The sequence below is a fragment of the Streptomyces sp. NBC_01431 genome, assembly GCF_036231355.1.
GTDB lineage: Bacteria > Actinomycetota > Actinomycetes > Streptomycetales > Streptomycetaceae > Streptomyces.
The window spans coordinates 4694804-4721095 of sequence record NZ_CP109496.1 but is presented as its reverse complement, the minus strand read 5'-3'; the positions used below and the strand labels follow the sequence as shown (position 1 = coordinate 4721095).

Genomic DNA, 26292 nt, shown 5'->3' with positions numbered 1-26292 from the left:
CACGGCTACTGCCGACGCGGCCCCGGCCCTTCCCTCGGCTCCGGGGGAGGAGGCGTCAGCTTCGCCGTCGCGACGTACGTGACCACGACCGTGACGATCACCAGCGGCATGACCGTGAGCCCCTCCGCTCCGATCAGCAGCGTGGCAAGCAGGACGGAGACCATCGGAAGCCCCAGCATTGCGGCGCTCATCGCTCCGATACCCATCGCGAACCCCGCGACCAGGCTCAGCCCTGGCAGGTGGGAGAACAGGATGCCGCCCGCCGCTCCCACGAACATCGAGGGAAAGATCGGGCCTCCTCTGAAACTACTGAGCGATGCGCCATAGGCCAGGCCCTTGCACAGCACCAGCAGCGACAACGCTCCCACCGAATACGCGGCGCTGTGCGTGAGGAGTGGATCCAGCGCCGTCTGCCCCGAATACAACACGTCGGTCGCTGCTTTGCCAGTGCCCTCCGCGTAGCCGATCGCCAGCCCCGCCACGACTAGGCCCATGACCACCGTGGCCGGCACCCGTCGCCTGTCGACGTGCGTCTTGAGCCGGACGGCGAGCCATCTGATTCCCACTCCCACGACGGCGGCTGACAGTCCGATGACCAGAGCCCAGCCGAATTCTGCCGCTGTCGGGTGCGTGGCCTTGGGGACGTGGTTCAGTGCCAGCGAGTAGGTGCCCAGCCCGGTCCAGGATCCCAGCCCGACGAAGATGAGTGCGCCGATGCCCGCAGCCAGCAGGCCGGGCACCAACACCATCGCCATCATCGGCCCACCCAGCCCCGAGGCTTCCATCAGGAGGAACGCTCCGAGCAGGGGTGATCCCAGCAGCGAGCTGATGGCGGCAAAACTGCCCGCCGCGCCCAACACCGCGCTCGCCTGCTCCGGGGGGTTCCGTTTGACCATCCGCACTGCGCCGGCGCCGAGCCCGCCGCCGAGCGCCAGGAGAGGAGCCTCGGGTCCGAGGACGGCGGCGAAGCAGAGCGTCGCCAGAGCGGCGAGGAAGATGCCGGGCAGCTCGATGGGCGTGGGCGGGCCGCCGGCCTTGAACCCGGCTGTCGGCTCATGACCGCCGTGCCCCGGCAGATACTTGATCGTCAGTGCCGTAAGAAGCCCTCCTACGGCGAGCAGCGGCAACGGCCACCACGGTGGCGTTCCGTCGAACCCCAGCGACGTGGGCAGATCCGTGTAGATCAAGGGCTGAAGTTCGCCGACCAGCGCGAGGAAGCCGAACGCCGCCGCGGACACCGGCACGCCGATCAGCGCGGACAGCACCAGAAGCATCAGGTACGCGCGGCTCCGCAGAAGAGTCAGCGGGTCCGACGGTGACGGGGTCTTGGGTCCAGTCCTGTCGACCGGCATGCGCAGTGCCTCCTCGCGATGCGGACCTCGTTGGGGCTCTCACGGGCCGCGATCAGCGAACCTGGAACGCTCCGCCACCTGATACGACAGGCGCTGTTCCGAGCCTGGCACGCCGTTCCCATGCGGGCATTCCGACACGGCCCATGCGGGTAAACCCGACGCGTCACCCTTGACCGACCGGACCTTCCGAGCCCGGTGGCTCGCCGGAGTCGGCCGACCGGACATCTTCCGCGATCCGGACCGCGCCGAGAAGGATCCGCGCAACCATTCCCACCAGAATCACGTCGGCCAGCATCTGCACCATGGTCAGGACCCGTGCCGCCCCGGTCACCGGGGCGATGTCTCCGAAGCCCACCGTCGCGAACACGGTGACGGTGAAATACAAGGCATCAGTGCGCCCCAACGTTTCCGTGAAAGAGCCGGCTTGGTTCTTGGCCAGAAGCACATAGGCCGCCGAGAAGATGACCAGGAAGATCGGCCCGGCGGTGGCCAGCGTCTCGATGGCGCGTAGCCGGGGGTGTGCGGATCTCGTGACGGTTCGAACCTGCCAGACGACCACACCTGCGAAAAGCACGAGGCTTACGACCAGCGCGACCGCTGTACCGATGCCGATGCCGTGGTCCAGCGGCACCAGGTAATAGACAACAAGCCACAGGCCCACGGTCACCGAGGATCGGACCATCGAGAACAGCAGTCGCCGAGGGGACGCGCGGAAACGGTCGGCCTGCCGGGGTCTCGTCATCACGTCACCACGGGCGCACGCACGTAGGTCGTACTCACGCGGTTTCGAGGCCCGACGGTGCGGGCTCGGGCTTCGCGTCCCTCGCTCGGCCCAGCAGCTCCACCGTGCTGCACCAGAGCGGCCCCGGGTTGAGGCGCTCGCCGTGGAGTTTCAGCATCTCCTCGTAGAACTCCTCCGGGGTCGGCCCGGACGCCAGGAGGCGGATGGCGTCGCGCAGGTAGGCGCGGGTCTCGTCCAGGATCTTCGGGTCGTCCGGCAGGGCCTTGTTCTTGTGGCCCGCCACCACATGGCGCGGGTTCAGCGCGGCGATCTTCTCGATGTTGTCGTGCCACGCCTGGAGGCCGCCCTCCGACAACCTCTGGTGCACCCCGTTGTAGACGACGTCCCCGGCGACTACCAGGCCGATCGACGGCACGTGCAGGGCGGAGGTGCCGTCGGTGTCGGTGTGGCCCGTCTCGACCGCCTCGATGAGGTGGCCCTCCAGGCGGAAGCCCTCGGACGGTACGGGCCCGGCGAGGATCGGGGTGTGCTCGGGGATGTCCGGGTACGTCTTCGCCAACCCCCTGTCCTTGCCCGCGAGTTCCTCGCGCATCTTCCGGATCGTGCCCCCGGTCGCGTACACGACGGTGTCGGGCTCCCCGAACCTGTCGAGCAGCGCCGCCGTGCCGAACCAGTGGTCCCCATGGCCGTGCGTGATGTACACGTACGCGAGCCGCTTGCCGGAGCGCTCCACGCCCTCGGCGACCTGCGCGATCTGGCCGCGGGCCAGCGGCGGGTCCACCAGGACGGCGTCGCGCTCGCCGTGGATCAGGGTGGACGAGACGGGCGATGAGACGATCGGGTCGCCGTCCGGCAGCCGCATCCCGTCCGTCCGCGGCACCCCGTCCGCGACGAAGACCTCGTACGACAGGGGCGGAGACGGGGGCGGCGTCGTCTGCTCTGGCATGTCGGTCCCTCGGTGCTGGGCGGATACCGGCCCCCGCACCACTCTCACACGCCCCGCGGCCCCGCGCGCCCCGACACCATGCCCCTGCAACCCCGCACGCCCGAGGCCAAGGTCCGCACCGCACCCCCGCGCCCGACGCCACGTGCCGCAACCCCGCACACCCGAGGCCATCGTCCGCGCCCCCACGCCCATTGGGGCGCGGGCTTTACGAGCCCCCGAGCTCCGTCGGGCAGCCCGTCCCGCGGGGGATGCTGTACGGGGCCGCCACCCGGTACGTGCCGGGCTTCGGGGCGAGGAGTTCGGTCCATTCGTCGCCCGAGCCGTCCTGCGGGGCTTTGCGCAGGCAGCCGTTCACGTTGGTGAACGACTTCGGGCCGTGGCCGCGGAGCTTGGACTCGGCCGTCTCCTGCGGCGGCTCCACGCCCTTGCCCTTGTCGTCGACGAGTTTCAGCCACGGCGAGTACGGGACGCGGATCAGCACCTTGCCCGGCGAGCGGACCTCCACGGTCAGCTCGCCCTCGCCCGCGTGCTTGACGGTGGCCGGCGGGTCGGCGAGCGGGGTCGGGCTGTCGACCGCGTACAGCTTCCAGTGCTCGTTGGACCACACCGGCTTCAGATACGGCTGGCCCTGCTGGATGAGCTTGGCCTCCTTGATGTCGCCGTTCTGGTCCGCGGGGCCCATCGGCAGCACCACGTAGCGGACGGCCCAGCGGTGCAGCCATGCGCGGTAGCTCGCCGAGTCCAGGGTGTCGTCGTAGAACAGCGGGTTGCGCTGCATGTCGGCCTGCCGGTTCCAGCCGCGGGCGAGGTTCACGTACGGCGTGAACGCCGAGGCCTCGCGGTGGCTGGAGGCGGGGACCACCTCGACCCGGCCGGTCTCCGCGTCGACCCGCTGCAACTGGTCGACCAGCGGCGCCAGATCGCGCGCCCAGGACGCGGCGGGCGCGGTGCGCACGATGTCCTCGGCCGACTTGAAGCCGATCCACACGTTCAGACCGACGAAGGCCAGTACCAGGGCGTACCACTTGCGCGACCTCGGCACCATGTACGGCAGTGCGGCGAGCAGCACCACGCCGCCGAACAGCATCGCGAGCCGGGTGACGTTGGACCCGATCTGCGAGTGGATCGCGAAGCACAGCAGCACGCCGACGCCGTACACCAGCGCGGCCGTGCGGACGGAGCGCCAGTCCTTCGGTACGAGGACGAGCACCAGGACCGCGTACAGGAACGGCAGCGAGGTGGTGGCCAGCGACATCGGCTGCGTACCGGAGAAGGGGAACAGCCACGCCGACAGGGCGACCACCGCGACCGGTGGCAGGCCGATGGCGTACGCGCCCGGCCGGCGCTTGTTCAGGAACAGCGCGGCCGCGACGACGCCGAGGAACAGCCCGGCGACCGGGCTGCTCGCGGTGGCGAGCGCGGCGCACGGCGCTGCGACGGCCGCCTTCGACCAGCGGTTCTCGCGCCGGTTGCGCGGCCAGCAGAACACCGCGGCCACCGCGCCCAGCGCGAACATCGTGCCGAGCCCGAAGGTCACCCGGCCCGACACGGCGTTGCACAGGAAGGCGAACAGCGCGGCGAACGAGCAGGCCAGCGGATTGCGGACGGCCTTCACCCGCACCAGGATCAGCGCGGTCAGCGCGGCCGAGCCGGTCCCGGCGATCATCATCGTCGTACGGACACCGAGGACCGACATCAGATACGGCGAGACGACGCTGTAGGAGACCGGGTGCATCCCGCCGTACCAGGCGAGGTTGTACGCGGACTCCGGGTGGCGGCCGACGAACTCGGACCAGGCGTCCTGGGCCGCGAGGTCACCGCCGCTGTTGGCGAGAAGGAAGAACCACAGGATGTGGGTGACGGCCGCGACCGCCGCCACGAAGGCGACGGGGTGGCGCATCGGCCACGAGTCGGGGCCCAGACGTATTCGCCCCTTGGGCTCGGGGACGATCGTGGTGCTGTCGGCGCGGGTGGGCGTCGGATCAGCGGTGGTCACTGCGGCTCTCCCGCCTCACGCTCTCTCACCTGACATGCGCGGACGCGTGCGACTGCCCGCGTCCGCGTGGGGCCGCCCGGTCGGCCCGCACTTCCATCACCGGGAGGGCTCGATTCTGCCCCAGTCCAAGGACGCCGTCCTGACGCCCCGAGTTGCCCGAAGCTAGCACGGGGGCCCGCCCCGGCCTGCGGGGCGGGCTCCGTGCGGCCGGGGCCGGTCAGCCCAGTCGGGTGAGTTTGTCCCCGATCCCGGGCTCGGCCATGGCGCTGCCCAGTTCGACCGGCGCGGTCTGGCGGCCGGGGCCCGAACCGATGGACAGCTCGCCCACGACGGTGCCGGCCTTCGCCGAGTGCGGCACGGCCTTGCCGCCGTCGCCGATCGTCACGTCGACCTTCAGACCCGGCCAGCCGATGGCCTTGAGGTCCTTGGCCGCGACGAGGGGGGTCTTGCCGCCGAGCCCGTTGTCGACGTATCCGACGACATCGCCCTTCTTGACGACGGTCGCCGAGGTGACGGCCTTCTGGACGGCCTGGATCAGCGTGTAGCTGTTGTTGATCGCGGCCTTCAGCTTGCTGTCGAGGGTGGTGCCGGTGTGCTGGCCCATGACTATGCCGTAGATCCGCTGGTTCTTGCCGTCGACGACCGTGTCGGCCGCCCACAGCAGATTGCCGCCGGCCGGGGTCGACGAGCCGGTCTTGATACCGCTGACACCCGGCTTGAGCAGGATCGTGTTGTTGTTGTAGATCGTCGTGGGGATGCCCGGGATCTTGATCTGGGGCGTATTGACGATGCCGCGGAACACGTCGTTCTGCATGACGGCCTGGGCCAGCTTGAGCTGGTCGGTCGGCGTGGAGACCGTGGTCTCCTTCAGACCGCTCGGGTCGGTGTACGTGGAGCTGGTCATGCCCAGTTCCTTGGCCGTGGCGTTCATCTTGGCGATGAACGCCTCCTCGTTCCCGGCGTCCCAACGGGCCAGCAGGCGGGCGGCGTTGTTGCCGGACGGGATCATCAGCAGTTCGAGCATCTGCTTCTCGGTGAACTGCTGGTCCTTACGGATCGGCGCCGTCGACTCGTCGGGCTTCTTCGCGTCGTCCTCGGCCTGCTGGTCGACGGTGATCTTCGGGCCCTCCTGCTTCCCGGAGATCGGGTGCTCCTTGAGGATCACGTACGCCGTCATCGTCTTGGCCACACTCGCCAGCGGGGCGGGCTTCTGCTCCCCGTGCGTACCGAGGCTGCCCACGCCGTCCACCGAGACCGCCGACTGCCCCTCGGCCGGCCACGGCAGCCCGAGCGCGTCACCGGCGAAGGTGTACGTGGCCGACGAGGTGAGGGCCAGCCGCGGCGACGGAAGCGGGCGCACGATCTGTACGACCGCAAACACGACGAGCAGCAGCAGAACCAGCGGGGTCCATATCTTGAACCGCCGCACCGTGGTGCGGACCGGGGTCTGCGGCGGGGGCGGGGTGTTCGTCAGCTCGGCGAGCAGGTCGAGCGGGGGCTTCGGCGGCAGGGGCTGCTGCTTGGTCCGCTCGGCGTGCTCGGGCATCGCCTGGGGAGGCGCGACGACCGGCGGCGGAGTGATCTTCGGAGCGCCGGGCTGCCGGACGGGTGCGTCCGTCCCCGCGCCCGCGTCGTCGGTCCGCAGCGGCACGAACTGGCTCGCACGCTCGGCGGGGGCCTCCCGCTTGGGCGAGGGCAGCTTGAGCATCGCCGTCGGCTGATCGACGGCGGGCGGCGCGACGGCCTTGAACGCGGTGGTCGGCTGATCGACCCCGCGATTGCCGCTGGTGGTGCTGGGTTTATCGGTTCCGCGACTGCCGGTGGCGGGGCTGGGCTGATCGGTTCCGCGAGTGCCGCCTTCGGCGGGGCTGGACTGAGCGGTTCCGCTACTGCCGCCTTCGGCGGGGCTGGGCCGATGTACGCCGCCGCTGCCGTCGGCAGGGGCGGACGGATCGATTCCGCTGCCGCTGTCTCCGGCCGAGCTGGGCCGATCGGTCCCGCTGCCACTGCCTCCGGCGGGGCTGGGCTGATCTGTTCCGCTACCCGTGGCGGGGCTCTGCTTGGCACCCCAGGAGGTGCCTCTGGAGCCGGGTGCGGGGGTGTCGGTGCCGGTGGACTTGGCGTCGCTGTCGGCGCCCGTGCCGGCGGTGGGGGCGACGTCGGTGGCGGCCCCGGTCGACTTCGCGTCGCTGCCCGTGCCCGTGGTGCGGGCAGCATCGGTGGCAGTGGCGTCGCCGGTCGACTTGGCGTCGCTGCTTGCCTCAGCAACGCCGGGCTTAGCGGCGCCGGACTTGGGGGCGGCGGGTTCAGCGGCATCGTCCATCGCCGGGGCAGCCTTGGCGGGCGCCTGCGGCGCCTCGCGTCTCGCGCCCCCGCCCCGGGAGCCGTCCTCCGACTCGGCGGCCCCGCGCCCACGGGTCTCCGACTGGGGGGCGCCGCCCTTGGCGGCATCCTGCGGTTCTGCGGCCGGGGTCTCGGGCGCCCCACCATCGGCCGCGCTCTCCGGCTCGGCGGCCGGGCTCTCGGGCGCCCCGCCCTTGGCGGCGCTCTTCGGCTCGGCAGCCGGGCTCTTTTCAGCGCGCGACGACAACGCGTCCGGGTCTTCCGGCGCCGCCCCCTTGGCAGCGCTCCGCGAACCCGGCGTTCCACCCTTCGGCGCCCCATCGTCCGGCGTCCCGCCCCCGGCAGCCACGGGCTCAGGCGCGTCAGCCCCAGCTGCCGCACCCTCCACAGCCCGCTCAGGCGCGTCGGCCCCAGCCGCCGCACCCTCCGGCTCGGCAGCCTCAGGCTTCGCACCCCCGCTGTCCGCGACATCCTCCGGCGTGGCGGGCTCGGCCTTCACGCCCTCGGCCTTCGCCGCGACCGCGGAGTCGCCCCCTCCGTCCGCCTCCTGGTCGACCCACGCCGCCACCGCCGCGCGGAGCCGGGAGTCGCCGTCCTCCTGGCGCGGGGCCCGGAAGACCGCCGTCGCCTGGTCCACGGCACCCGCCCCGGCCGTGGCTTCGGAACCACGACCGGAACCATGAGCGGACCCGGACCCGGCGGGGCCGGATCCAGAACCAGAACCCGACGCGGATGCGGAACCGCCGGCCGCCGCCGCGCCGTCCTCCCCCTTGCCGGAAGGGGACGAAGCCGCGGAGAGTGTGAGACGCGGATCGCGTTCACTGCGAGTCGTCTCCCCCGACGACTGCTTCTGCTCCGACTTGTCGGGGGACTCGCCCGCCACCGATGCCTCCTCCAGGCGCCCCGTGGCGCCGCCGACGTAGGTCCGGACCATGTCCGAACCATGTACCAGTGTCCTGTGTGTCGGGCAGGACCCCCCGGCTAGACGAGAACGACATACCTGTCGGTTCCCGTACGAACCAACCAGGCGCTCTCGACAGATGAATGTGAGAGGGGTCACCCTGTCATTCATCCACGCGGGGAGGCATGGATGGGCAGGAGCCGCAGAACTATTCCGGAAGAGCTGTTGCTGCTCGCTCTGGACCCGGCCACGGGCACCACAGCGCAGCCGCAGTCGCTCGACCTCGGCCTCGCCGGAGCACAGCTAGTGGAGCTGGCTCTGGCAGGACGGATAGCCCCAGATGGGGATCGTATCGCCGTGGTGATGGCACGGCCGACAGGAGATCCGACCTTGGACTCCGCACTGGAACTGCTGCGCAGGCGCGGCAGCCCGGTACGGGCCGTCCACTGGATCGGCGGACCCCGCCTGGGGCTCCGCCAGATTTACCTCGCGCACCTGGAGAGGTGCGGCATGGTGCATGCCGTATCGGGCCAGATGTGCGGAGTGCTGCCGACGACTCGCTACCAAGCGACGGACACGGCGATCAGCCGGGACATCAGGGCCCGGCTGGACAGTGCGATCCGCACCGGCGTACCGCCGGACCCGCGGACCGCGGCGCTTGCCGCGCTGGCCCACGCAGTCGGGCTCGGCAAGCACCTCTACCCCGGCAACGAGGGGCGTTCATCGCGCTCCCGGCTAAGGGACCTGATCAGGCACGACCCGATGGGCGGTCTCGTCGCGCACGCCGTGATGGACGTCCAGAACGGCGCGGCCGCTCAACCGCGCCGTAACGGCAACGGCCCCGCCGCCGCGGCGCCGAGCGGCGGAAGCCGCCATGCGGTGGCGGCCGCCGTCTCGATGCAGCCGCATCACGGGACGATGGCCCGAGCCGTGGTGCACCACTAGCAGGACCCGCACCACCAGTCGCACCGAACGCCGCACCGACGTCCCCTCCGACCCGGTTCGGGAGCCGCACCATGAACGCGCGGGGCTGACACATCAGCCCCGCGCGTTCGCGTTGTCGCTGTGTGTCGCTATTTTCCAGCGCGCGCCCGGATATTGGTGGCAGTCTGCTGAGCGAAAGAATTGAACAGCCGTGAGTCGGAGGTGCGTTACCCGTGGCGTCCAACGTCAATCCCACCGTCAGGCGGCGCCGACTGGGCCAGGAGCTGCGCAGACTCCGCGAGCTGAAAGGCATGACGGCCGAAGAGGTCGCCGAACGCCTGCTGGTGTCCCAGTCGAAGATCAGCCGCTTGGAGAACGGCCGTCGGTCCATCAGCCAGCGCGATGTCCGCGATCTGTGCGGGGTGTACGAGGTCGACGACCACCGCATCGTCGATTCGCTGATGCAGATGGCCAAGGACTCCCGCCAGCAAGGCTGGTGGCACGCCTTCGGCGACATCCCGTACAGCGTCTACATCGGCCTGGAGACGGACGCGGCGAGCCTGCGCGTCTACGATCCGCAGGTCGTGCCGGGGCTGCTCCAGACCCGTCAGTACGCCGAATCCCTGATCGCGGGGGCGCTTCCGGAGACAGCGCCGACCGACGTCGAGAAACGGGTCAGCGTCAGGGTGAGGCGGCAGGAGAGAGTGCAGGCGCAGGACAATCCGCTGCGGCTGTGGGTGGTCATCGACGAGGCGGCGCTGCGCCGCGTGATCGGCGACCGGCAGCTGATGATCGAGCAGCTGGAGCACCTCATCCAGCAGTCGCAACTGCCCCATGTCACCGTCCAGGTACTGCCGTTCAGCATGGGCGCGCATCCGGGCATCAACGGCCAATACGCCATTCTGGAATTCCCGGACGCCTCGGACTCCAGCGTCGTTTACATCGAAGGCGTCACCAGCGACCTGTATCTGGAAAAGGCGAATGATGTCCAGAAATACAGCGTGATGTACGAGCATCTGCGGGCACAGGCGCTGAATGTGGACCAGACCCGGGAATTCATTACCGAGATCGCCAAGGAGTACGCCAGGGGCTCCGCGGAGTGAAGTGCGGCACCGTACACCCCACCCGTACCGCGGTGGAAGTCCCCGCCGGAATATGCCATCCGGTCGAGTGAATGGCCGCCGCACACCCCGGAACCTGCGAGTAGCGTCGATCACGCCAACGAACACCGCTGGCCGAGAAAGACCCAACTGGCAAAGACCGGAGCGAACATGCCAATTCTTCAGGGCGCCACGGACACCTGGACCAAGTCCTCGTACTCCACCGGAAACGGCGCATGCGTTGAGGTCAAGTCACCCGAGACCCACGCCATCGCGGTGCGCGACTCGAAAGTCTGCGAGGGGCCCTCGATCTCCTTCGCCCCCGGCGCGTGGACCGCGTTCGTGGCCGAGGTGACCCGGGACTCCCTCAGCTGACCAGCGCAGCAGCGGGCGCGATAGCAACCGCACACCAGCAGCACCGAAAGAGCCCTCTCGACTGGTTCGCCGTCCCGGCCGAGGGGGCTCGGCCATGTCGGTTTCCGGTCAGCGCAGTTGGTCCACGTAGCGGTCGGTACCCGGCACGGTCGGGATGAACGGTGCCACCAACTCCACCTTCCCCAGGCCGGTTCCGGCCACCAGGGTGTCGAGCCCGGTGAAGCGGTCCGCCCAGACCTCCCGCGGGTCCCGTTCGAGGAACCAGAGCAGCGTGAGGCGGGTGTCGACGCCCTCCACCTGTTTCACGTACGTCATGCGGTCGCCGGGCAGCGGGGTGGGCCGGAAGACCGTCACCATCGCGGCCGGGCCGCCGGCGAGCCGCCGCGGCAGATGGCGCGAGCGCAGCCATTTCAGCAACTCGGTCCTTTGCTCGACGCTTTCGGCGTCGACGACCTCCAACACCAGCCCGGCGTAGGGATGGTCCAGGGCGTGGTAGTCGCGGGGGCCCGCGGCGCCGTCCCGGTAGACGGTCGCCTCGTGGTCCTGGAAGGCGGTGAAGACGTGGGTGCGGTCCTGGTAGACCCGGCCGTCGCGGTTGAGGCGCTTGTTGATGCCGACGGTCCACTTCATGTGCTCGTCGTAGCGGCCCTGGGTGACCCAGTACGTGGAGAGGTAGCACCCGGCGCCCACCGGCTGGGCGACCGCGGACTTCTCCGGGTAGCGCAGCTCCTGGAGTTCGCGGGTGGCGACCCAGCGTCGCCCCGCGTACATCCAGGGCATGGCCATCGCACCGGCGTAGTAGTGGTCGTCCTCGTACCAGCGGTTGTACGCGTACTCGTGGCCCGGGTGCGGCTCCACCATGGTGATCAGCGCGTGCCCCGGGCGCACCCCGTAGGGCCCCACCGACGCCAGCTCCGCGTACACCTCGGGCCGTGTGTCCTCCGCCATGCCGCATCCCTTCCCTTGGCCACCGGACGGACCTACTCTGACGCCCCGTCAGAAGATGTGCCAGAGCCGGGAGGCGACCGGATGTTGCTGAGTGGGAAGACCGTCATCGTGTCCGGCGTCGGGGCCGGTCTCGGGCACCAGGTCGCCGCGGCCGTCGTGCGCGACGGGGGCAACGCGGTCCTCGGCGCCCGCACGGAGGCCAACCTCGCCAAGTCCGCGGCCGAGATCGACCCGGACGGCGCCCACACCGCGTACCTGGCGACCGACATCACGGACGAGGGCCAGTGCGAGGCGCTCGCCGCGCTCGCGGCCGAGCGCTTCGGGGGGATCGACGCGGTCGTGCACGTGGCGGCCTGGGACAGCTACTTCGGCGGCCTCCAGGACGCGGACTTCGCCACCTGGCAGCAGGTCATCGACGTGAACCTGCTCGGCACGCTCCGCATGACCCGGGCCTGCCTGCCCGCACTCAAGCGGCGCGGCGGCTCCGTCGTCATCATCGGTACGCAGTCGGCGGTGGCGGCGCCCTCGCAGGTGCGGCAGGCGGCGTACGCGGCCTCGAAGGGCGCGCTGACCTCGGCCATGTACTCGATGGCGCGCGAGCTCGGACCGGACCGGATCCGGGTCAACACCGTGCTGCCGGGCTGGATGTGGGGCCCGCCGGTGCAGGCGTACGTCCAGTTCACCGCGCAGACCGACGGCGTGCCCGAGGAGGAGGTGCTCGCCCGGCTCACCGAGCGGATGGCCCTGCCGGAGCTGGCCACGGACGGCGACGTGGCCGAGGCGGTGGTCTTCCTCGCCTGCGACCGGGCCCGGTCCATCACCGGGCAGTCCCTGCTGGTGAACGCGGGCGAGTTGATGAGCTGAGCCGGTCCGCCGGGGGCGGACGTCCACCTGGTCATGTCACAGGTCCCGGCGCCCGTGCCGGGCACCGCGACTCACCAACTCCCGGGTAAACACAGCACTGTTGGACCTGACCTTCCGGCCGCACGGGACCCGCATCCCGTGCGGTCGTTCGTTTCTGTGCGGAGTGCGACGAAGGGCCCGCTCATCGTGTGACTCCGGTCGCGTGCGCGACAACACCCCCAGAAGCAAAGGGAAGGCAAAATCGTTCGACTTCCTGACCTGCGTTCATATCCATGACCCTCGAATGTCTTGACCATCCTCTCCGGCAAGAGGTTCAATCCCCCAAGTCCCGCTCCCGCACGGGGCGTTACTGAACCGGACGTGCTGACGAAGAGCTTCCGACTTCATTGACGTTCACAAGGCGGACCCCTGGGAGGGGGCACATGAACAGTCTCGACTGGGCCGTGCTCATCGGTTACTTCGGCGTGATGGTCGCGATCGGCGTCTGGTCCCACAAGCGGGTCGACAACGTCTCCGACTTCTTCACGGCCGGCGGCCGGATGCCGTGGTGGCTGTCCGGCATCTCGCACCACATGTCCGGCTACAGCGCGGTGATGTTCACCGGCTACGCGGGCATCGCCTACCAGTACGGCGTCACCTCCTTCGTCACCTGGTCGTTCCCGATCGCCGTCGGCATCGGGGTCGGCGCCAAGCTCTTCGCGCCCCGGCTCAACCGGCTGCGCTCACGGCTGCACGTCGCCTCGCCGCTCGAATACCTCAAGAACCGCTACAACGTCTCCACCCAGCAGGCCCTCGCCTGGTCCGGACTGCTGCTCAAGATCGTCGACGTGGGCGCCAAGTGGGCCGCGATCGCCACCCTGTTGTCGGTCTTCACCGGCATCACCATCACCCAGGGCATCTTCATCACGGGCTGCATCACCGCGATCTACTGCACGGTCGGCGGTCTGTGGGCCGACGCCCTGACCGAACTGGGCCAGTTCATCATCCAGTTGCTCGCCGGACTCGCGATGCTGATCGCCGTCATGGGCAAGCTGGACGGCTTCGCCACCCTGTGGACGGTCTGGGACAAGCTGCCCAGCGCGCACGCCCACGCCACGGCCGGGCCGTACACCGTCACCTTCCTGCTGGCGTTCCTGTTCATCAAGACCTTCGAGTACAACGGCGGCATGTGGAACCAGGCCCAGCGCTACATGGCCACCGACTCGGCGCGCTCGGCGACCCGTTCGGCCCGGCTCTCGGCGATCCTGTGGGCGGTGTGGCCGACCGTGCTGTTCTTCCCCATGTGGTGCGCCCCCCTCCTGGTCCACGCGAAGAAGCCGGACGGTTCGGACGCGTACGCGCTGATGACCGAATCGCTGCTGCCGCACGGCATGCTCGGCCTGGTCGTCGTCGGCTTCTTCTCGCACACCATGGCCATGTGCTCCTCGGACGCGAACGCCATCTCGGCGGTCTTCACCCGGGACATCGCGCCGGTGCTCTCGAAGTCGGCCCGCGCCTGGACCTCGCGCTCGGGGCTTCTCGCGGCGCGCCTGTCGACACTGGTCTTCCTCGGTCTGTCGATGACGATCGCCACGCAGGTCAACTCGCCCGCCTTCAAGGACATCATCACCGTCGTGATCAAGTGGGTGGCCGGGCTCATGGGTCCGATCGCCATCCCGTTCATGCTGGGCATGCTCAAGACGTTCCGGAAGTCCGGTCCGACGGCGGCGCTCACCAGCTGGGCAGCGGGACTGCTCGCGTTCTTCTTCGTCAACTACAACCTGGACGGCTCGCAGAAGACCGGGGTGGCCCTGCAGTGGCAGGTGTCGGTGCCGCTGGCGATCTCACTCGTCCTGTACGTCGTGATCGGCCTGCTCAAACCGGAGGACACCCCGGAGCGGGACGCGCTGCTCGCCAGCATCAACTCCGATGAAGGCGGTGGGAGTTCGGCCCCGGCCGCGGCGTCCGTGCCGGGCCGGCCGGAGGCCGGGGAAGCGAAGGTGGCGGCGACGGACTGAGCCGACGAGTACGGGGGCGACGGCCCGCCTGCCCCCCGGTGCTTTCCAGTGGTCGTTGGTGCGACGACCACCGGAACAAAAGCCCTTCGGGCGCGGGCCGCCGCGCTGTGCGGGTTCAGCCGACGATCTGCGGATCGCCCGGGGGGTGCGGCGAGGGCTGGTCCGCTCCGTCGCCGCCCTCGGGCGGGTAGGCGGCGTCGCGGTGCGGGCCCAGCCATGCGGAGCCGTCCTTCTGGCCGTCGTCGCCGGGCGGGTAGTGCTGGCCCTCGGCGTCGGCGTTCTCGCCCATCACCATGTCGTCAACGGCCTGCTGCGCGTGCTGGGCGTCGTATGGCGGCAGGTCGTCCTGGCTCTGGCCGGCCGAGGGGTCGGTGAAGGCGGGCTCGTTCTCGCCCTGCACGTACTGCGGGAGGTCGGAGTCGTCGGCCGGGGCGGCGACCGAGGTGCCCGCGCCGGTACCGAGCAGTGCGAGCGCGATCATCGGCGCGGTGAACCAGCGGGCGGCCCGGGTGCGGACCGCGGGGAGGGGGGTCATGGCGACGACCCTTGCGGACCGCGCGTGCGCGCGCGAGGTATACGCGGACCTGGGGCCGGGGATCCGCCCGAATAGGTGGTTTCAACCCCTCGGATAGCGGAGCAGCCAGCTCGCCGTGTTGACGGCGGGACCGTGCAGAGCGGGGCCCTGGGTCATCTCCATCGCGAAGTCGTCGGCGAGTTCCAGCAGCGTCGAGCGGCCTTCGAGCTGGGCAAGCCAGGCGGGCGGCAGCGCGGTCTCGCCGTGCATCGCGCCGAGCAGGCTCCCGCAGACGGAGCCGGTGGCCTGCGAGGGGCCGTCGTGGTTCACCGCGAGCAGCAGCCCGTGCCGGATGTCCTCACCGACCAGCGCGCAGTACACGGCGATCGCGAGGGCCTCGGCGGCGGTGTGCCCGGTGCCGAGCGTGGCGACCAGGGACGGGCTGGGCATGCCCTGGCGTACGGCGCCGAGCGCGTGCTTGAGCGCCTCGCTGACCCGCTGGTGCCCGGGGCGCAGGGCGAGCTGCGCAAGCGCCCGCTGGACGGCGCCGTCCATGGACTCGCCCCGGGCCAGTCCATGGACGATGACGGCGAGCGCGCCCGCCGACAGATAGGCCGACGGGTCGCCGTGGGTCTGGGTCGCGCACTCCACGGCGAGCTGGAGCACGAGCTGCGGCTCCCACCCGACGAGCAGCCCGAAGGGTGCCGAGCGGGTCAGCGCCGCCGGGTCGTCGGCGCCCGGGTTCTTGGGCTGCTCCAGAGTGCCCATGGTGTCGTCGCCGAGCCCGGCGAGGGCGGCCTTGGCGGGGTCGCGGCGGGCGTAGAGCCACTCCTCGCGCGCCAGCCAGCCGTTGTCCTCGCGGCGCTCGTCGGGGCCCCATTCGCGCTGGGTCGCGGCCCACCGCAGATGGGCGCGGTGCACATCGGTGGGCGGGTGCCAGGCGCCGGTGTCGCGGCGCACCTGGGCGCGTATGAGCCCGTCGACGGTGAACAGGGTGAGCTGGGTGGCGGCGGTGACGGCGCCCGCGCGGCCGTACGCGGGCACCAGGTCGCCCAGCCCCTGGGGTCCGTACCGCTCGCGGATCTCACCGAGGTCGAGCGGGGCGACGCCCGCGCCGAGCGCGTCCCCGATGGCCCCGCCGAGCAGACAACCCCGCACCCGGCTACGGAAGTCCTGTTGCTCGGCCCGACCCCAAACGGGTCCTCCGGCTCCGGCTGCTGCGCTCATGCGGCAGCACGGTACCTGAACGGATGCGCCCGTTTAAGAGGGCAAATTGATCAGCGTTGCTCAGCTGCTGGAGTCCGCGGCACTCGCGCCCTGCCAGGGGGGCGCGGGGCTGTGACATCGTGCGGCTCCGCCGCGCTGAGGTCCCGCTGTTCGGGCGAAGCCGAGAACTCGGGGGCACGAGCAGCCTTCCCGAGCGCTCAGCCCCTCGGGCCGGGCCCCGGCTCCGGCGGGGCGGTCGGGTGGCGGGGGCCGCCCTCGTCGGCGGGGGGCGGCCCGGAGGGGATGCCCTGGGCGTGCCCCGCCCGCTCGGCGCGGGCGAGGTCGGCCAGCGCATGCTCCTCGCGGCCGAGCGACCGGTGCAGCCGGGCCCGCTGCTGGTAGGCCCACACGTACCCCGGCACCATCTCGACCGCCCGGTCCAGGTCGGCCAGCGCCTCGGTGACGCGCCCCAGTTCCGCGAGGGCCACCGCCCGGCTACCCAGCGCCCACGCGTACCCGGGATCGAGGCGCAGCGCCCGCCCGAACTGCTCGACGGCCTCCTCGAAACGCCCCGCGAACCGGTACACGAGACCGCGCTCGCCGAGCACCCACGCCCACGACGGCGAGAGCCGCTCGGCCCGGTCGAGGTCGGCGAGCGCGCCCTCCGTGTCGCCGCGCAGGGCCCGCACATGGGCCCGGCGCACCAGTGCCCACCCGTAGTCGGGGTCGATGGCCAGCGCCCGGTCGAAGTCCTCCAACGCCTCGGTGGGACGGTCGAGTTGGGCCAATGCCTGGCCTCGGCTGCCCAGGGTCAAGGCATCTGCCGGGTCGAGCGCGAGGGCGCGGCCGAGTTCGGCGACGGCCTCCTCGTAGCGGCCCGCACGCCGGTGGGTCTCGCCGCGTTCGCGCGGTGCGCGGGGCAGCCCCGGCTCCAGCTCTTCGAGCCGGTCGAGGTCGGCGAGCGCCGCCGCGTGGTCGCCGAGGGCCCGGTGCAGCACCGCCCGCCCGTGGTGCGCGTCGGCGCTGCGCGGGTGCAGGGTGAGGGCCCGCCGGTGGTCCGCGAGCGCCTCCTCGTACGCCTCGGCCCTGAAGTGGCCCCAGGCACGGGCGACGTGCACCGCGACCCGGTCGTCGTCGGTGAGTTCGGGGCGGGCCAGCATCATGCCGAGGACGTCGACGCACTGGCCGCGTTCGGCCGCGAGCGCGGCCAGGCACGCGGTGCCCCATGTGCGCAGCGGCTCACGGTTGGCGTCCTCGCCCGCGTCCGCGATCACCCGCGCCCAGCGGCGGGCGGTGACCGTGCCCTGGCGGCAGGCGGCGATGCCGTCACGCAGGACCTCGCCGAAGGTGCCCGCCGGGTCGGCGCACAGCCGGTGGTAGAGCTCCTCCAGACGCGGCTCGCGCCACGCCTCGTCGCGCCAGCGCTCGCCGGAAGCGCCCTCGGCCGCGGCCCGCTCCCGCGCGTACCAGGCGGCGAGCCGCTGGTGTCCGGCCCGCCAGCGTTGCGGCGAGGACGTGCGCTGGAGGCGCTGCATGGGGGCGCGGACGACCTCGTGGTACTTGATCCGGCCGCCCTGGTCCCGGACGAACGGCAGCGACCGCAGCCAGCCGAACAGCCCGGCCGCGTCGCCGGAGACGGCCGCGCGGAACACGTCCTCGTCCAGTCGCCTGGGCAGCGCCCCTTCGAGCGCGGCGGCCCTGCGTACCGGGTCGGGCTCCCACTTCAGGAACCGCTCCACCGCCGTGGCGCTCGGGTCGCCGATGTCGCCCGGCGTCGCGGGCCGGCTGCCCGCCAGCGTGCTGACCAGCACCGGGAGCCGCCCGGAGAGCCGCAGGACATCCCGTACGACGTCCTCCTCCACCACCCCTTTGGCGGCCAGGAGTTGGCGCGCCTCGTCCTCGGTGAAGGGCTCCAGGGGCAGATCGGCAACGAAGTCCGCGGCGGCGGGCCAGCGCAACGGGTCGTGCCGGCCCTGCCCCGACAGCGTCAGGACGGTGTTGGCGGGAAGGCCGCCGTAGCGGTCGGTGGAGACCAGGTCGCGCAGCCAGCCGTCGAGGAAGGCGCCGGTGAGTTCGTACGTGTCGAAGAAGAGGGCCACCCACGGCACCTGGGCGGCGACGCGCCCCAGCTCCTCCACGAACACGGGGGTGAGCACGCGCAGCGGGTCGAGGACCAGCTGCACGTCCTCCTGGCGTCCGAGCCGCGCACTGAGCGCTGCCCTCAACCGGTCGGCGCCCTGGGCGAGTTGGGCTGGATCGACGGCTCCGGCGAGCGCCCCCACCCCGGGTACGAGCCCGATTCCGGCAAGGCCCGCCTGCGCGGCGACGACGGCCCCGGCCGAGGGACCCGGGCCCGGTCCGGCGCCGGCCGCCTCGGCCTCGTACCGACGCTGGCGGTAGGTGGCCAGGATCCGGTCGAGGGCCTTGAGCGGGTGCCCCTGGCGCGCGAAGTGCGCGCCGATGGCGCCCAGCGCCTCGGGCACGCTGTTGACGCCCTCGTCGGTGTACGCGGTCACCGCCCCGCGCTCCCGGGCCGCCTGCTCCAGCTCCCGTACCAGGAAGGTCTTGCCGACCCCGGCGTTGCCGTGCACGGAGTAGACGAAGCGGTGCTGCTCGTCGTCCACGGGAACGTCGAAGTTCCGCTGGAAGGCGGCGAGTTCACCCCGCCGCCCCACGAATCCGGCCCGCTTGCGCCGCCGGATGAGCTCCTGCATCGAAGCCTGCACGCCCGAACCCCTCCCCCTCGGCCCAGCCCCCTTCGACCATATCGGGCGGCGCCAGGGGGCCTGGGCGGACGGCCTCAGTCCCCAAGCACCGGCAGCAGTTCCGGCAGGTGGCCGTCCGAGGTGTGGGCCGCGGCCACCCGCTCCGCCGGCACCGCCCCGTACAGCGTAGTGCGGGGGCGCGACGGGCGGCCCGCCGTGTCCGCGATGGCCACGAGGTCCTTGATGGAACGGTAGGAGCCGTAACTGGAGCCCGCCATCCGGGAGATGGTCTCCTCCATCAGGGTGCCGCCCAGGTCGTTCGCGCCCGAGCGCAGCATCTCGGCCGCGCCCTCCTGACCCAGCTTCACCCAGCTGGTCTGGATGTTGGGGATGTGGGGGTGCAGCAGGAGGCGGGCCATCGCCGTCACCGCCCTGTTGTCGCGGGCCGTGGGGCCGGGGCGCGCGATGCCCGCCAGGTAGACAGGGGCGTTGGTGTGGATGAAGGGCAGCGTCACGAACTCCGTGAAGCCGGCCACGTTGTTGGAGAGCGCGGCCTGCTGGATGCCGGCCAGCGTGCGGAAGTGGCCCAGCCAGTGGCGGGGCTGGTCGACGTGTCCGTACATCATCGTGGACGAGGAGCGGATGCCCAGTTCGTGGGCGGTCTTGACGACCTCGATCCAGGTGGCCGTCGGCAGCTTGCCCTTGGTCAGGATCCAGCGGACCTCGTCGTCCAGGATCTCCGCCGCCGTCCCCGGGATCGAGTCCAGGCCCGCTTCCTTCGCCGCCGTCAGCCACTCCCGGATCGACAGGCCGGTGCGGGTCGCGCCGTTCACGACCTCCATCGGCGAGAAGGCGTGCACGTGCATGCCGGGCACCCGCTCCTTCACCGCCTTCGCGATGTCGAAGTACGCCGTGCCCGGCAGGTCGGGGTGGATGCCGCCCTGCATGCAGACCTCGACCGCCCCTACTTCCCAGGCCTGTTCGGCCCGGTCGGCGACCTGCGACAGGGACAGCGTGTACGCGTCCGCGTCCGTGCGGCGCTGCGCGAACGCGCAGAAGCGGCAGCCGGTGTAGCAGACGTTGGTGAAGTTGATGTTCCGCGTGACGATGTACGTCACGTCGTCGCCCACCACCGACTTGCGCAGGTCGTCGGCGACGTGGCACAGCGCGTCCAAGGCCTCGCCGTCCGCGTGCAGCAGCGCGAGCGCCTCCGCGTCGGTCAGTTTCGTCGGGTCGTCGGCGGCCACCGCGAGCGCGTGGCGCACGTCGGCGTCGATGCGCGAGGGGACCATGCCCGGGGCCGCGGCCTCGCGCAGCGCGCCCCAGTCTCCGTACACGGAGTCGAAGTCCTCGCGGCGGTCCGAAGTGCGGCCCTCGGTGTCGATGGTGTGGTGCAGATCGGTGCGGCCGGACGCCTCGAACCCCTCGTCGGGCTCCTGCCAGGGCAGGCCCCGGACCTCGGCCGCCTCGTTCGCCAGGCCAGTCTCGGGGTCCGCGAGGGCGCGCAGGTGCGGCAGCAGCCGGGGGTCCAGCCACGGCTCGCCGCGCTGCACGAACTCCGGGTAGATGCACAGCCGTTCACGCAGCGAGAAGCCCGCCTCCTTCGAGCGGTCCGCCAGTTCCTCGATCCGGGGCCACGGGCGCTCCGGGTTCACGTGGTCGATGGTGACCGGGGAGACCCCGCCCCAGTCGTCGATCCCCGCGCCGATCAGCCGCGCGTATTCCCCCGCGACCAGGTTCGGCGGCGCCTGGAGGCAGGCGGCGGGGCCCATGATGTGCCGGGCCACCGCGACCGTCGCCACCAGGTCGTCGAGCTCGGCGTCGGGCATGCCGCGCATCGCCGTGTCCGGCTTGGCGCGGAAGTTCTGGATGATCAGTTCCTGGATGCCGTGGTACGAGCGCGCGATGCGGCGCAGCGCGAACAGCGAGTCGGCGCGCTCCTCGTACGTCTCGCCGATGCCGATCAGCAGACCGCTGGTGAACGGCACCGACGAGCGGCCCGCGTCCTCAAGGACCCGCAGCCGCACGGCGGGTTCCTTGTCAGGGGAGCCGTGGTGCGGGCCGCCCGGCTCGGACCACAGGCGGGTCGCGGTCGTCTCCAGCATCATGCCCATGGAGGGAGCGACCGGCTTGAGGCGCTGGAAGTCGGTCCAGGACAGGACCCCCGGGTTGAGGTGCGGGAGCAGTCCCGTCTCCTCCAGGATGCGGATCGACATGGCGCGCACGTACGCGATGGTGTCGTCGTAGCCGTGCGCGTCCAGCCACTCGCGGGCCTCGGGCCAGCGGTCCTCGGGCTTGTCGCCGAGCGTGATCAGGGCTTCCTTGCAGCCGAGTTCGGCGCCCTTGCGGGCGATGTCGAGCACCTCGTCGGGGGACATGAACATCCCGTGCCCGGCCCGGCGCAGCTTGCCGGGCACGGTGACGAAGGTGCAGTAGTGGCACTTGTCCCGGCACAGCCGGGTGAGCGGGATGAACACGCTCTTGGAGTAGGTGATGACCCCGGGCCGGCCCGCGGCCGCCAGGCCCGCGTCGCGCACCCGCGCGGCGGACCCGGTGAGGTCGGCGAGGTCGGCGCCGCGGGCCTGGAGCAGCACGGCGGCCTCGGCGACGTCCAGCGCCACGCCGTCCCTGGCGCGTTTCAGCGCGCGCCGCATCGAGTTGGCGGTCGGGGCGGCGAAGGACTGCGGGGCGGGGCCGGGTCCTTCTGCCTGCGGGGGCTGCGCGCTGGAAGTCATCCCCCGAGGATACGAGCGTGCGTTTGACCGCGCGGCGGGCACCGCCTGCCACCAGGCGCCGGGCCGGGCGGCGCACAGCGTCCCCGCCCCGCGAGGCCCACCCTTCCCGCGCCGCCGTGCGTTTCCGGCCAATCACCTCCAAAGGGCATCAATACGGAGTGCGTTCACCTCGATACTGGGAGTCGCTCCGGGCCCGAGCGCGACACCCGTGCAAGTCGACGAAGTGGAATGGGACCGACGTGACTTCAAACGGACAACAGCCGGCCGCAGCGGTGAGCCTCTACCCGGAACTGGACGAAGCGGCGCTCGCACAGGTCGTGGAGGCGCTGCGCACCGGCGACACCTCGCGGCTCGCCCCCGCGCGGGCGGCCGAGGTGACCGAGGCGCGCAAGGCGGCGACCTTCCTGGACGGCGTGGGCGTGCCGGGCGACGGCGGTGTCGAACTCGACGCCGCCTTATGGCTGCACAACGGCCCCGGACCGCACCCGCTGATCGTGATGCCCTCGCCGTGGGCCAAGCAGGGCTGGACCGTCTACGCGATCCAGGCGCTGCGCTTCGCCCGCCGCGGCTACCACGTACTGGCCTACACCGCGCGGGGGTTCGGCGAGTCCGGCGGCGAGGTCGAGGTGGCCGGCGAGGCGGACATCGCCGACGGCATCCGGGCGCTGGACTACCTGATCGCCCAGGCCGGCGGTCCCGGCGCGATCGGCAGGATCGGCTTCCTCGGCGACTCGTACGGCTCCGGCATCAGCCAGCTGGTCGCCGCCGAGGACAGCCGGGTGCACGCGGTGGTCGCGCTCAGCACCTGGGGCGATCTGGGCGAGGCGTTCTACGAGAACGACACCCGGCACGTCGCCGCCGTGCGGACGCTGCTCGACGCGGCGAAGACCGCCCGGCTCAGCGCGCGCACCCAGCAGGCCTTCGACGACGTACTGGCCAACCGGAACGTGGCGGAGACGCTGAGGTGGGCGGCCTCGCGCTCGCCGTACCACCGGGTCGACAAGCTCAACCGGCGCCAGGTGCCCGTGCTGTTCGCGAACGCCTGGCACGAGACGCTGTTCCCGACCAACCAGACGCTGAAGATGTTCAACGCGCTGAGCGGCCCCAAGCGGCTGCTCCTGTCGGTCGGCGACCATTCAGGGCCGGAGATGACCGGCATCCTGGGGCTGCCCAACCGGATCTGGCAGGACGCGCACCGCTGGTTCGACCACCATCTGCTCGAAGCGGCCGACGACGGCTCCGAGGCGGAGGCGGCGGCCGTCTTCGACGCCGACTCCGGTGCCGAGGACCAGGTCGTCAGCGAGATCATGTGGAGCCGGACGCTGGAGTCCAGGCCCAGCTGGCACGCGGCCACCGGCGACCCCGAGCGCTTCTACCTCACCGGGCCCGCCGAGGGCGCCCAGGACGGCGGGCTCCTGGACAAGCCCGGCAACGGCTGGCGCACCACGTTCACCACCGGCACCGACACCCCCGCGACCGTCGCGGACGCCATCCTGCTCACCGGGTACGCCGAGCTGGCCGGGCTGCCCAAGACGTACCGGACGGGCCGGATCGACCGGAACGACGCCGGGGTGTGGTCGACTGCGCCGCTGCCGTCGCGGCACCAGTTGCGGGGCGTGCCGCGGCTGCGGGTGACGGTCGCGCCGAGCGCGCCGGACTCGACGTTCGTGGCGTACCTCTTCGACGTGAACGCGCTCGGCATCGCCCGCATCATCACGCACGCGCCGTACACCGTCCGGGACGGTGACCCCGACGCACCGGTCACCGTCGACATCGCGCTCCAGGCCACCGGGTACGACGTGCGGGCGGGGCACCGCCTGATGCTGGTCCTCGACTCGGTGGACCCGTTCTACGGTCCCGCCGCCCAGCCGCCCGGCGCCATCACGGTCACCTCGCCCGACGAGGACCCGTCCTACCTGGAACTCCCGCTGAGCTGAGGCACGTCGAAAGGGGGGCGGCCCGGCGCACCGGGGCCGCCCCCGGCTTCACGGCCGCACGTACGGTCCGTACTCGTCGAGGGCCTTGAGCACCCCCCGCTCATCGGCCGACGGCAGCTGGAGGACGACCTCCTCGATGCCGAGATCCGCGTAGTGCGCCAGTTTGCCGGGGGCGGGCAGCACCGCGTACGGAACGACCTGGAGGTCCCCCGGCGCGCGCCCTGCCTCCTCCCACACCCGCCGCAGCACCGGCAGCGACTCGGAGAGGCCGCGCCCGCCGATCGGCAGCCAGCCGTCGGCGTACTCGGCGATGTGCGCGAACAGCTTCGGCCCGGCGGCCCCGCCGACCAAAATGCGCGGGGCGCCGCCGCGCACCGGCTTGGGATGGGCGTACGACGCCTTCACCGACCCGAACTCGCCCTCGTAGGCGGTGGGTTCGGCCGCCCACAGGGCGCGCATCAGCGCGACGCGATCGCGGGTGAGGTCGCGCCGGGCCGACCACTCGACGCCGTGGTCGGCGGCCTCCTCCTTGTTCCAGCCGTAGCCGCACCCGAGCGTGAAGCGCCCGCCGGAGAGGTGGTCGAGGGTGGCGATCTGCTTGGCCAGGTCGATCGGATCGTGCTGGGCGATCAGCGTGATCCCGGTCCCGAGGTGCAGGTCCTCGGTCACCGCGGCGGCCTGGCCGAGGGCGACGAACGGGTCGAGGGTGCGGCCGTACTCGCGCGGCAGCTCACCGCCGGCCGGGTACGGGGTGACCCGCTCGACCGGAATGTGGGTGTGCTCCGGCAGATAGAGCCCAGAGAATCCGCGCTGCTCCAGCTCCCGGGCGATGCGGACGGGTGTGATCGTCTCGTCGGTCAGGAAGATCGTGGTGGCGATGCGCATCGGCATACCTTCCGGTCGGTCTGCGGTGGGATCACTTCCTATCCCCAGCGCCCCGCGACCGCAAGGCACGCTCACCGGCGCCGGCCACCGCGAGGGATGCTCAACTCGGCGACTCCCCGCGTTCACACAGGGGTACGACAGTAAGCAGGCAAGGCCCCGGGAGTGAGCGGGAACGGCTCGGGGAGCAAGCGGACACCGCACCTCACCTCTTCCCCTCGCATCCACTCGAACGCACCGGGAGCTCTGGTCATGACCGAGAACGGATCCGGATCCATCGGCAGACGAGGACTCATCGTGACGGGCGCGGCCGCCGCCCTTACCTTGGGAACCGTGAACTTCGCGAACGCGGAAGGCGGCGCCAACACGGGCACCGGCCGCGCCGACGAGACGAAGACAGTGCGCGGCACCCTGCCGCCGGGCGCCCCCGACTTCGTGTACCTGCCGCTCGAAGTCCCTGATGGCGTAAGGGAGTTGGCGGTCTCCTACAGCTACGAGAAGCCGCCCGTGCCGACCGGCACGCAGGGCAACGCCCTCGACATCGGCATCTTCGACGAGCGCGGCACGGCGCTCGGTGGGGCGGGGTTCCGAGGCTGGTCGGGCGGGGCGCGCACCGAGTTCTTCGTACGCGCCGACGACGCGACCCCGGGCTATCTGCCGGGCCCGCTGCGCGCCGGGACCTGGCACATCGCCCTCGGCCCGTACACGGTCGCCCCGCAGGGGCTGGCGTACACGGTGACGATCACGCTGAAGTACGGCGCGCCGTCACCGACCCCGAAGCCCGTCTACCCGCCGCCGCGCGCCAAGGGACGGGGCCGGGCCTGGTACCGGGGCGACTGCCACCTGCACTCGGTGCACTCCGACGGCGGGCGCACCCCGGACCGGATCGCGGCGCTCGCGCGCGCGGCGGGCCTGGACTTCATCAACACCTCGGAGCACAACACGAGTTCGGCGCACCGGGCGTGGCAGGGCCTGTGGGGCGACGACCTCCTCATCATGACGGGCGAGGAGATCACCACCCGCAACGGCCACGTGGTGGCGCTCGGCATGGAGGGAGGCACCTTCGTCGACTGGCGCTACCGGGCCCGCGACAACCGCTTCGGCCACTTCGCGCGCGAGGTCCACCGGGCGGGCGGCATTGTCGTCCCGGCCCATCCGCACGCCACCTGCGTCGGCTGCAACTGGAAGTTCGGCTTCGGCGACGCGGACGCGGTGGAGGTGTGGAACGGCCCGTACACCCCGGACGACGAGGTGTCCCTGCTGGAATGGGACAACTCCCTTGCGCTGTCGGCACGTTCGGGCAGGCCGTGGCTCCCGGCGATGGGCAACAGCGACGCGCACCGCGACCCGGACCGCGTCGGCGGCCCCCAGACCGTCGTCCTCGCCGACGACCTGACCCGGGAGGCGATCCAGGCGGGCCTGAAGGCGGGCCGCTCGTACGTGGCGGAGTCCGCGGCGGTGTCGGTGTCGTTCTCGGTCATCGGCGGCCACGGCCGGCACGCGGGAATCGGCGAACGCCTGCGGGCCGAACCGGACGAGCCGGTGACGGCCCGCCTGGAGGTCACCGGCGCCCCCGGCTGCACGGCGTCCTTCGTCACCGACCAGGGCACCCGGTACACCACCCAGCTCCCCGCCTCGGGCACGGGCACGGCGCAGTGGCGGACCACCCCGGCCAACGCGGCGTACATACGCGCCGAGGTCCGCCACGCCCCGGCCGTCCAGGGCTTCCCGGGCCCGCTGACGGCGTTCACCAACCCGGTGTTCCTGGGCGATCACCACCCGGCGTGACGCGGCTGCGTGCGTATCGTTGTACTGCGCGGCCGTG

At 71.5% G+C, this 26292-nt stretch carries 18 protein-coding genes; 7 read left to right on the top strand and 11 right to left on the bottom strand.

What is annotated here, in order from left to right; translation table 11 throughout:
* Positions 1–5: 5 nt before the first annotated feature.
* The 5 genes from OG522_RS21780 to OG522_RS21760 all read right to left on the bottom strand — a co-directional run bounded on the left by OG522_RS21780 (position 6) and on the right by OG522_RS21760 (position 8313).
* Positions 6–1352 carry a chloride channel protein gene (locus OG522_RS21780; RefSeq protein WP_329464673.1) on the bottom strand — a complete coding sequence of 449 codons (1347 nt, stop codon included), beginning with the start codon at positions 1350–1352 and terminating at the stop codon, positions 6–8.
* 163 nt (positions 1353–1515) lie between these two features.
* Positions 1516–2019, bottom strand: coding sequence for a potassium channel family protein (locus OG522_RS21775; RefSeq protein ID WP_329464672.1), 504 nt, complete (start codon positions 2017–2019; stop codon positions 1516–1518).
* A 109-nt stretch (positions 2020–2128) separates the two neighbouring features.
* Complete coding sequence (locus OG522_RS21770) at positions 2129–3040, bottom strand: MBL fold metallo-hydrolase (RefSeq protein ID WP_329464671.1); 912 nt, start codon at positions 3038–3040, stop codon at positions 2129–2131.
* A 205-nt stretch (positions 3041–3245) separates the two neighbouring features.
* Positions 3246–5036, bottom strand: coding sequence for an MFS transporter (locus tag OG522_RS21765; protein WP_443074727.1), 1791 nt, complete (start codon positions 5034–5036; stop codon positions 3246–3248).
* Positions 5037–5253: 217 nt separating this feature from the next.
* Positions 5254–8313, bottom strand: a complete 3060-nt coding sequence (locus OG522_RS21760; protein ID WP_329464670.1) for a D-alanyl-D-alanine carboxypeptidase — start codon at positions 8311–8313, stop codon at positions 5254–5256.
* Between the two features lie 156 nt (positions 8314–8469).
* On the opposite strand from OG522_RS21760, the gene OG522_RS21755 reads away from it, so the two are divergent.
* The 3 genes from OG522_RS21755 to OG522_RS21745 all read left to right on the top strand — a co-directional run bounded on the left by OG522_RS21755 (position 8470) and on the right by OG522_RS21745 (position 10679).
* A complete protein-coding gene (locus OG522_RS21755) occupies positions 8470–9225 on the top strand; it encodes a GOLPH3/VPS74 family protein (protein WP_329464669.1) in 756 nt (251 codons plus the stop codon).
* A gap of 212 nt (positions 9226–9437) precedes the next feature.
* Positions 9438–10307 carry a helix-turn-helix domain-containing protein gene (locus OG522_RS21750; RefSeq protein ID WP_329464668.1) on the top strand — a complete coding sequence of 290 codons (870 nt, stop codon included), beginning with the start codon at positions 9438–9440 and terminating at the stop codon, positions 10305–10307.
* Between the two features lie 168 nt (positions 10308–10475).
* Positions 10476–10679: a DUF397 domain-containing protein gene (locus tag OG522_RS21745; RefSeq protein WP_329464667.1), complete on the top strand. Its 204-nt coding sequence runs from the start codon at positions 10476–10478 to the stop codon at positions 10677–10679.
* 108 nt (positions 10680–10787) lie between these two features.
* Here the strand turns inward: OG522_RS21745 and OG522_RS21740 are convergent, their stop codons facing one another.
* Complete coding sequence (locus OG522_RS21740) at positions 10788–11627, bottom strand: hypothetical protein (RefSeq protein WP_329464666.1); 840 nt, start codon at positions 11625–11627, stop codon at positions 10788–10790.
* An 81-nt stretch (positions 11628–11708) separates the two neighbouring features.
* Here OG522_RS21740 and OG522_RS21735 point away from each other — a divergent pair, with 81 nt between their 5' ends.
* On the top strand, positions 11709–12491 hold the full coding sequence (locus tag OG522_RS21735; RefSeq protein ID WP_329464665.1) for an SDR family oxidoreductase: 783 nt from the start codon (positions 11709–11711) through the stop codon (positions 12489–12491).
* 422 nt (positions 12492–12913) lie between these two features.
* Positions 12914–14488: a sodium:solute symporter family protein gene (locus OG522_RS21730; RefSeq protein WP_329464664.1), complete on the top strand. Its 1575-nt coding sequence runs from the start codon at positions 12914–12916 to the stop codon at positions 14486–14488.
* A 115-nt stretch (positions 14489–14603) separates the two neighbouring features.
* Here OG522_RS21730 and OG522_RS21725 read toward each other — a convergent pair whose 3' ends face one another.
* The 4 genes from OG522_RS21725 to OG522_RS21710 form a co-directional block, all read right to left on the bottom strand.
* Positions 14604–15023: a hypothetical protein gene (locus tag OG522_RS21725; RefSeq protein ID WP_329464663.1), complete on the bottom strand. Its 420-nt coding sequence runs from the start codon at positions 15021–15023 to the stop codon at positions 14604–14606.
* 81 nt (positions 15024–15104) lie between these two features.
* Positions 15105–16229, bottom strand: a complete 1125-nt coding sequence (locus OG522_RS21720; protein ID WP_329464662.1) for an ADP-ribosylglycohydrolase family protein — start codon at positions 16227–16229, stop codon at positions 15105–15107.
* Positions 16230–16426: 197 nt separating this feature from the next.
* A complete protein-coding gene (locus OG522_RS21715; protein ID WP_329464661.1) occupies positions 16427–18934 on the bottom strand; it encodes a tetratricopeptide repeat protein in 2508 nt (835 codons plus the stop codon).
* Between the two features lie 74 nt (positions 18935–19008).
* Positions 19009–21648 (bottom strand): bifunctional FO biosynthesis protein CofGH, encoded by a 2640-nt coding sequence (locus tag OG522_RS21710; protein ID WP_329464660.1) that lies wholly within the window; start codon positions 21646–21648, stop codon positions 19009–19011.
* A 239-nt stretch (positions 21649–21887) separates the two neighbouring features.
* Here OG522_RS21710 and OG522_RS21705 point away from each other — a divergent pair, with 239 nt between their 5' ends.
* Positions 21888–23585, top strand: coding sequence for a CocE/NonD family hydrolase (locus tag OG522_RS21705; RefSeq protein ID WP_329464659.1), 1698 nt, complete (start codon positions 21888–21890; stop codon positions 23583–23585).
* A gap of 48 nt (positions 23586–23633) precedes the next feature.
* Here OG522_RS21705 and OG522_RS21700 read toward each other — a convergent pair whose 3' ends face one another.
* A complete protein-coding gene (locus OG522_RS21700) occupies positions 23634–24470 on the bottom strand; it encodes an LLM class F420-dependent oxidoreductase (protein ID WP_329464658.1) in 837 nt (278 codons plus the stop codon).
* Positions 24471–24719: 249 nt separating this feature from the next.
* On the opposite strand from OG522_RS21700, the gene OG522_RS21695 reads away from it, so the two are divergent.
* Positions 24720–26255, top strand: coding sequence for a CehA/McbA family metallohydrolase (locus tag OG522_RS21695; RefSeq protein WP_329464657.1), 1536 nt, complete (start codon positions 24720–24722; stop codon positions 26253–26255).
* Positions 26256–26292 lie beyond the last annotated feature (37 nt).

Excerpts from the sequence above, each read along its gene's own strand:
- OG522_RS21780 (WP_329464673.1), bottom strand. The coding sequence starts at position 1,352 with ATGCCGGTCGACAGGACTGGACCCAAGACCCCGTCACCGTCGGACCCG.
- OG522_RS21770 (WP_329464671.1), bottom strand. The coding sequence starts at position 3,040 with ATGCCAGAGCAGACGACGCCGCCCCCGTCTCCGCCCCTGTCGTACGAG.
- OG522_RS21760 (WP_329464670.1), bottom strand. The coding sequence starts at position 8,313 with ATGGTCCGGACCTACGTCGGCGGCGCCACGGGGCGCCTGGAGGAGGCA.
- OG522_RS21755 (WP_329464669.1), top strand. The coding sequence starts at position 8,470 with ATGGGCAGGAGCCGCAGAACTATTCCGGAAGAGCTGTTGCTGCTCGCT.
- OG522_RS21745 (WP_329464667.1), top strand. The coding sequence starts at position 10,476 with ATGCCAATTCTTCAGGGCGCCACGGACACCTGGACCAAGTCCTCGTAC.
- OG522_RS21740 (WP_329464666.1), bottom strand. The coding sequence starts at position 11,627 with ATGGCGGAGGACACACGGCCCGAGGTGTACGCGGAGCTGGCGTCGGTG.
- OG522_RS21735 (WP_329464665.1), top strand. The coding sequence starts at position 11,709 with ATGTTGCTGAGTGGGAAGACCGTCATCGTGTCCGGCGTCGGGGCCGGT.
- OG522_RS21730 (WP_329464664.1), top strand. The coding sequence starts at position 12,914 with ATGAACAGTCTCGACTGGGCCGTGCTCATCGGTTACTTCGGCGTGATG.
- OG522_RS21725 (WP_329464663.1), bottom strand. The coding sequence starts at position 15,023 with ATGACCCCCCTCCCCGCGGTCCGCACCCGGGCCGCCCGCTGGTTCACC.
- OG522_RS21720 (WP_329464662.1), bottom strand. The coding sequence starts at position 16,229 with ATGAGCGCAGCAGCCGGAGCCGGAGGACCCGTTTGGGGTCGGGCCGAG.
- OG522_RS21710 (WP_329464660.1), bottom strand. The coding sequence starts at position 21,648 with ATGACTTCCAGCGCGCAGCCCCCGCAGGCAGAAGGACCCGGCCCCGCC.
- OG522_RS21700 (WP_329464658.1), bottom strand. The coding sequence starts at position 24,470 with ATGCGCATCGCCACCACGATCTTCCTGACCGACGAGACGATCACACCC.
- OG522_RS21695 (WP_329464657.1), top strand. The coding sequence starts at position 24,720 with ATGACCGAGAACGGATCCGGATCCATCGGCAGACGAGGACTCATCGTG.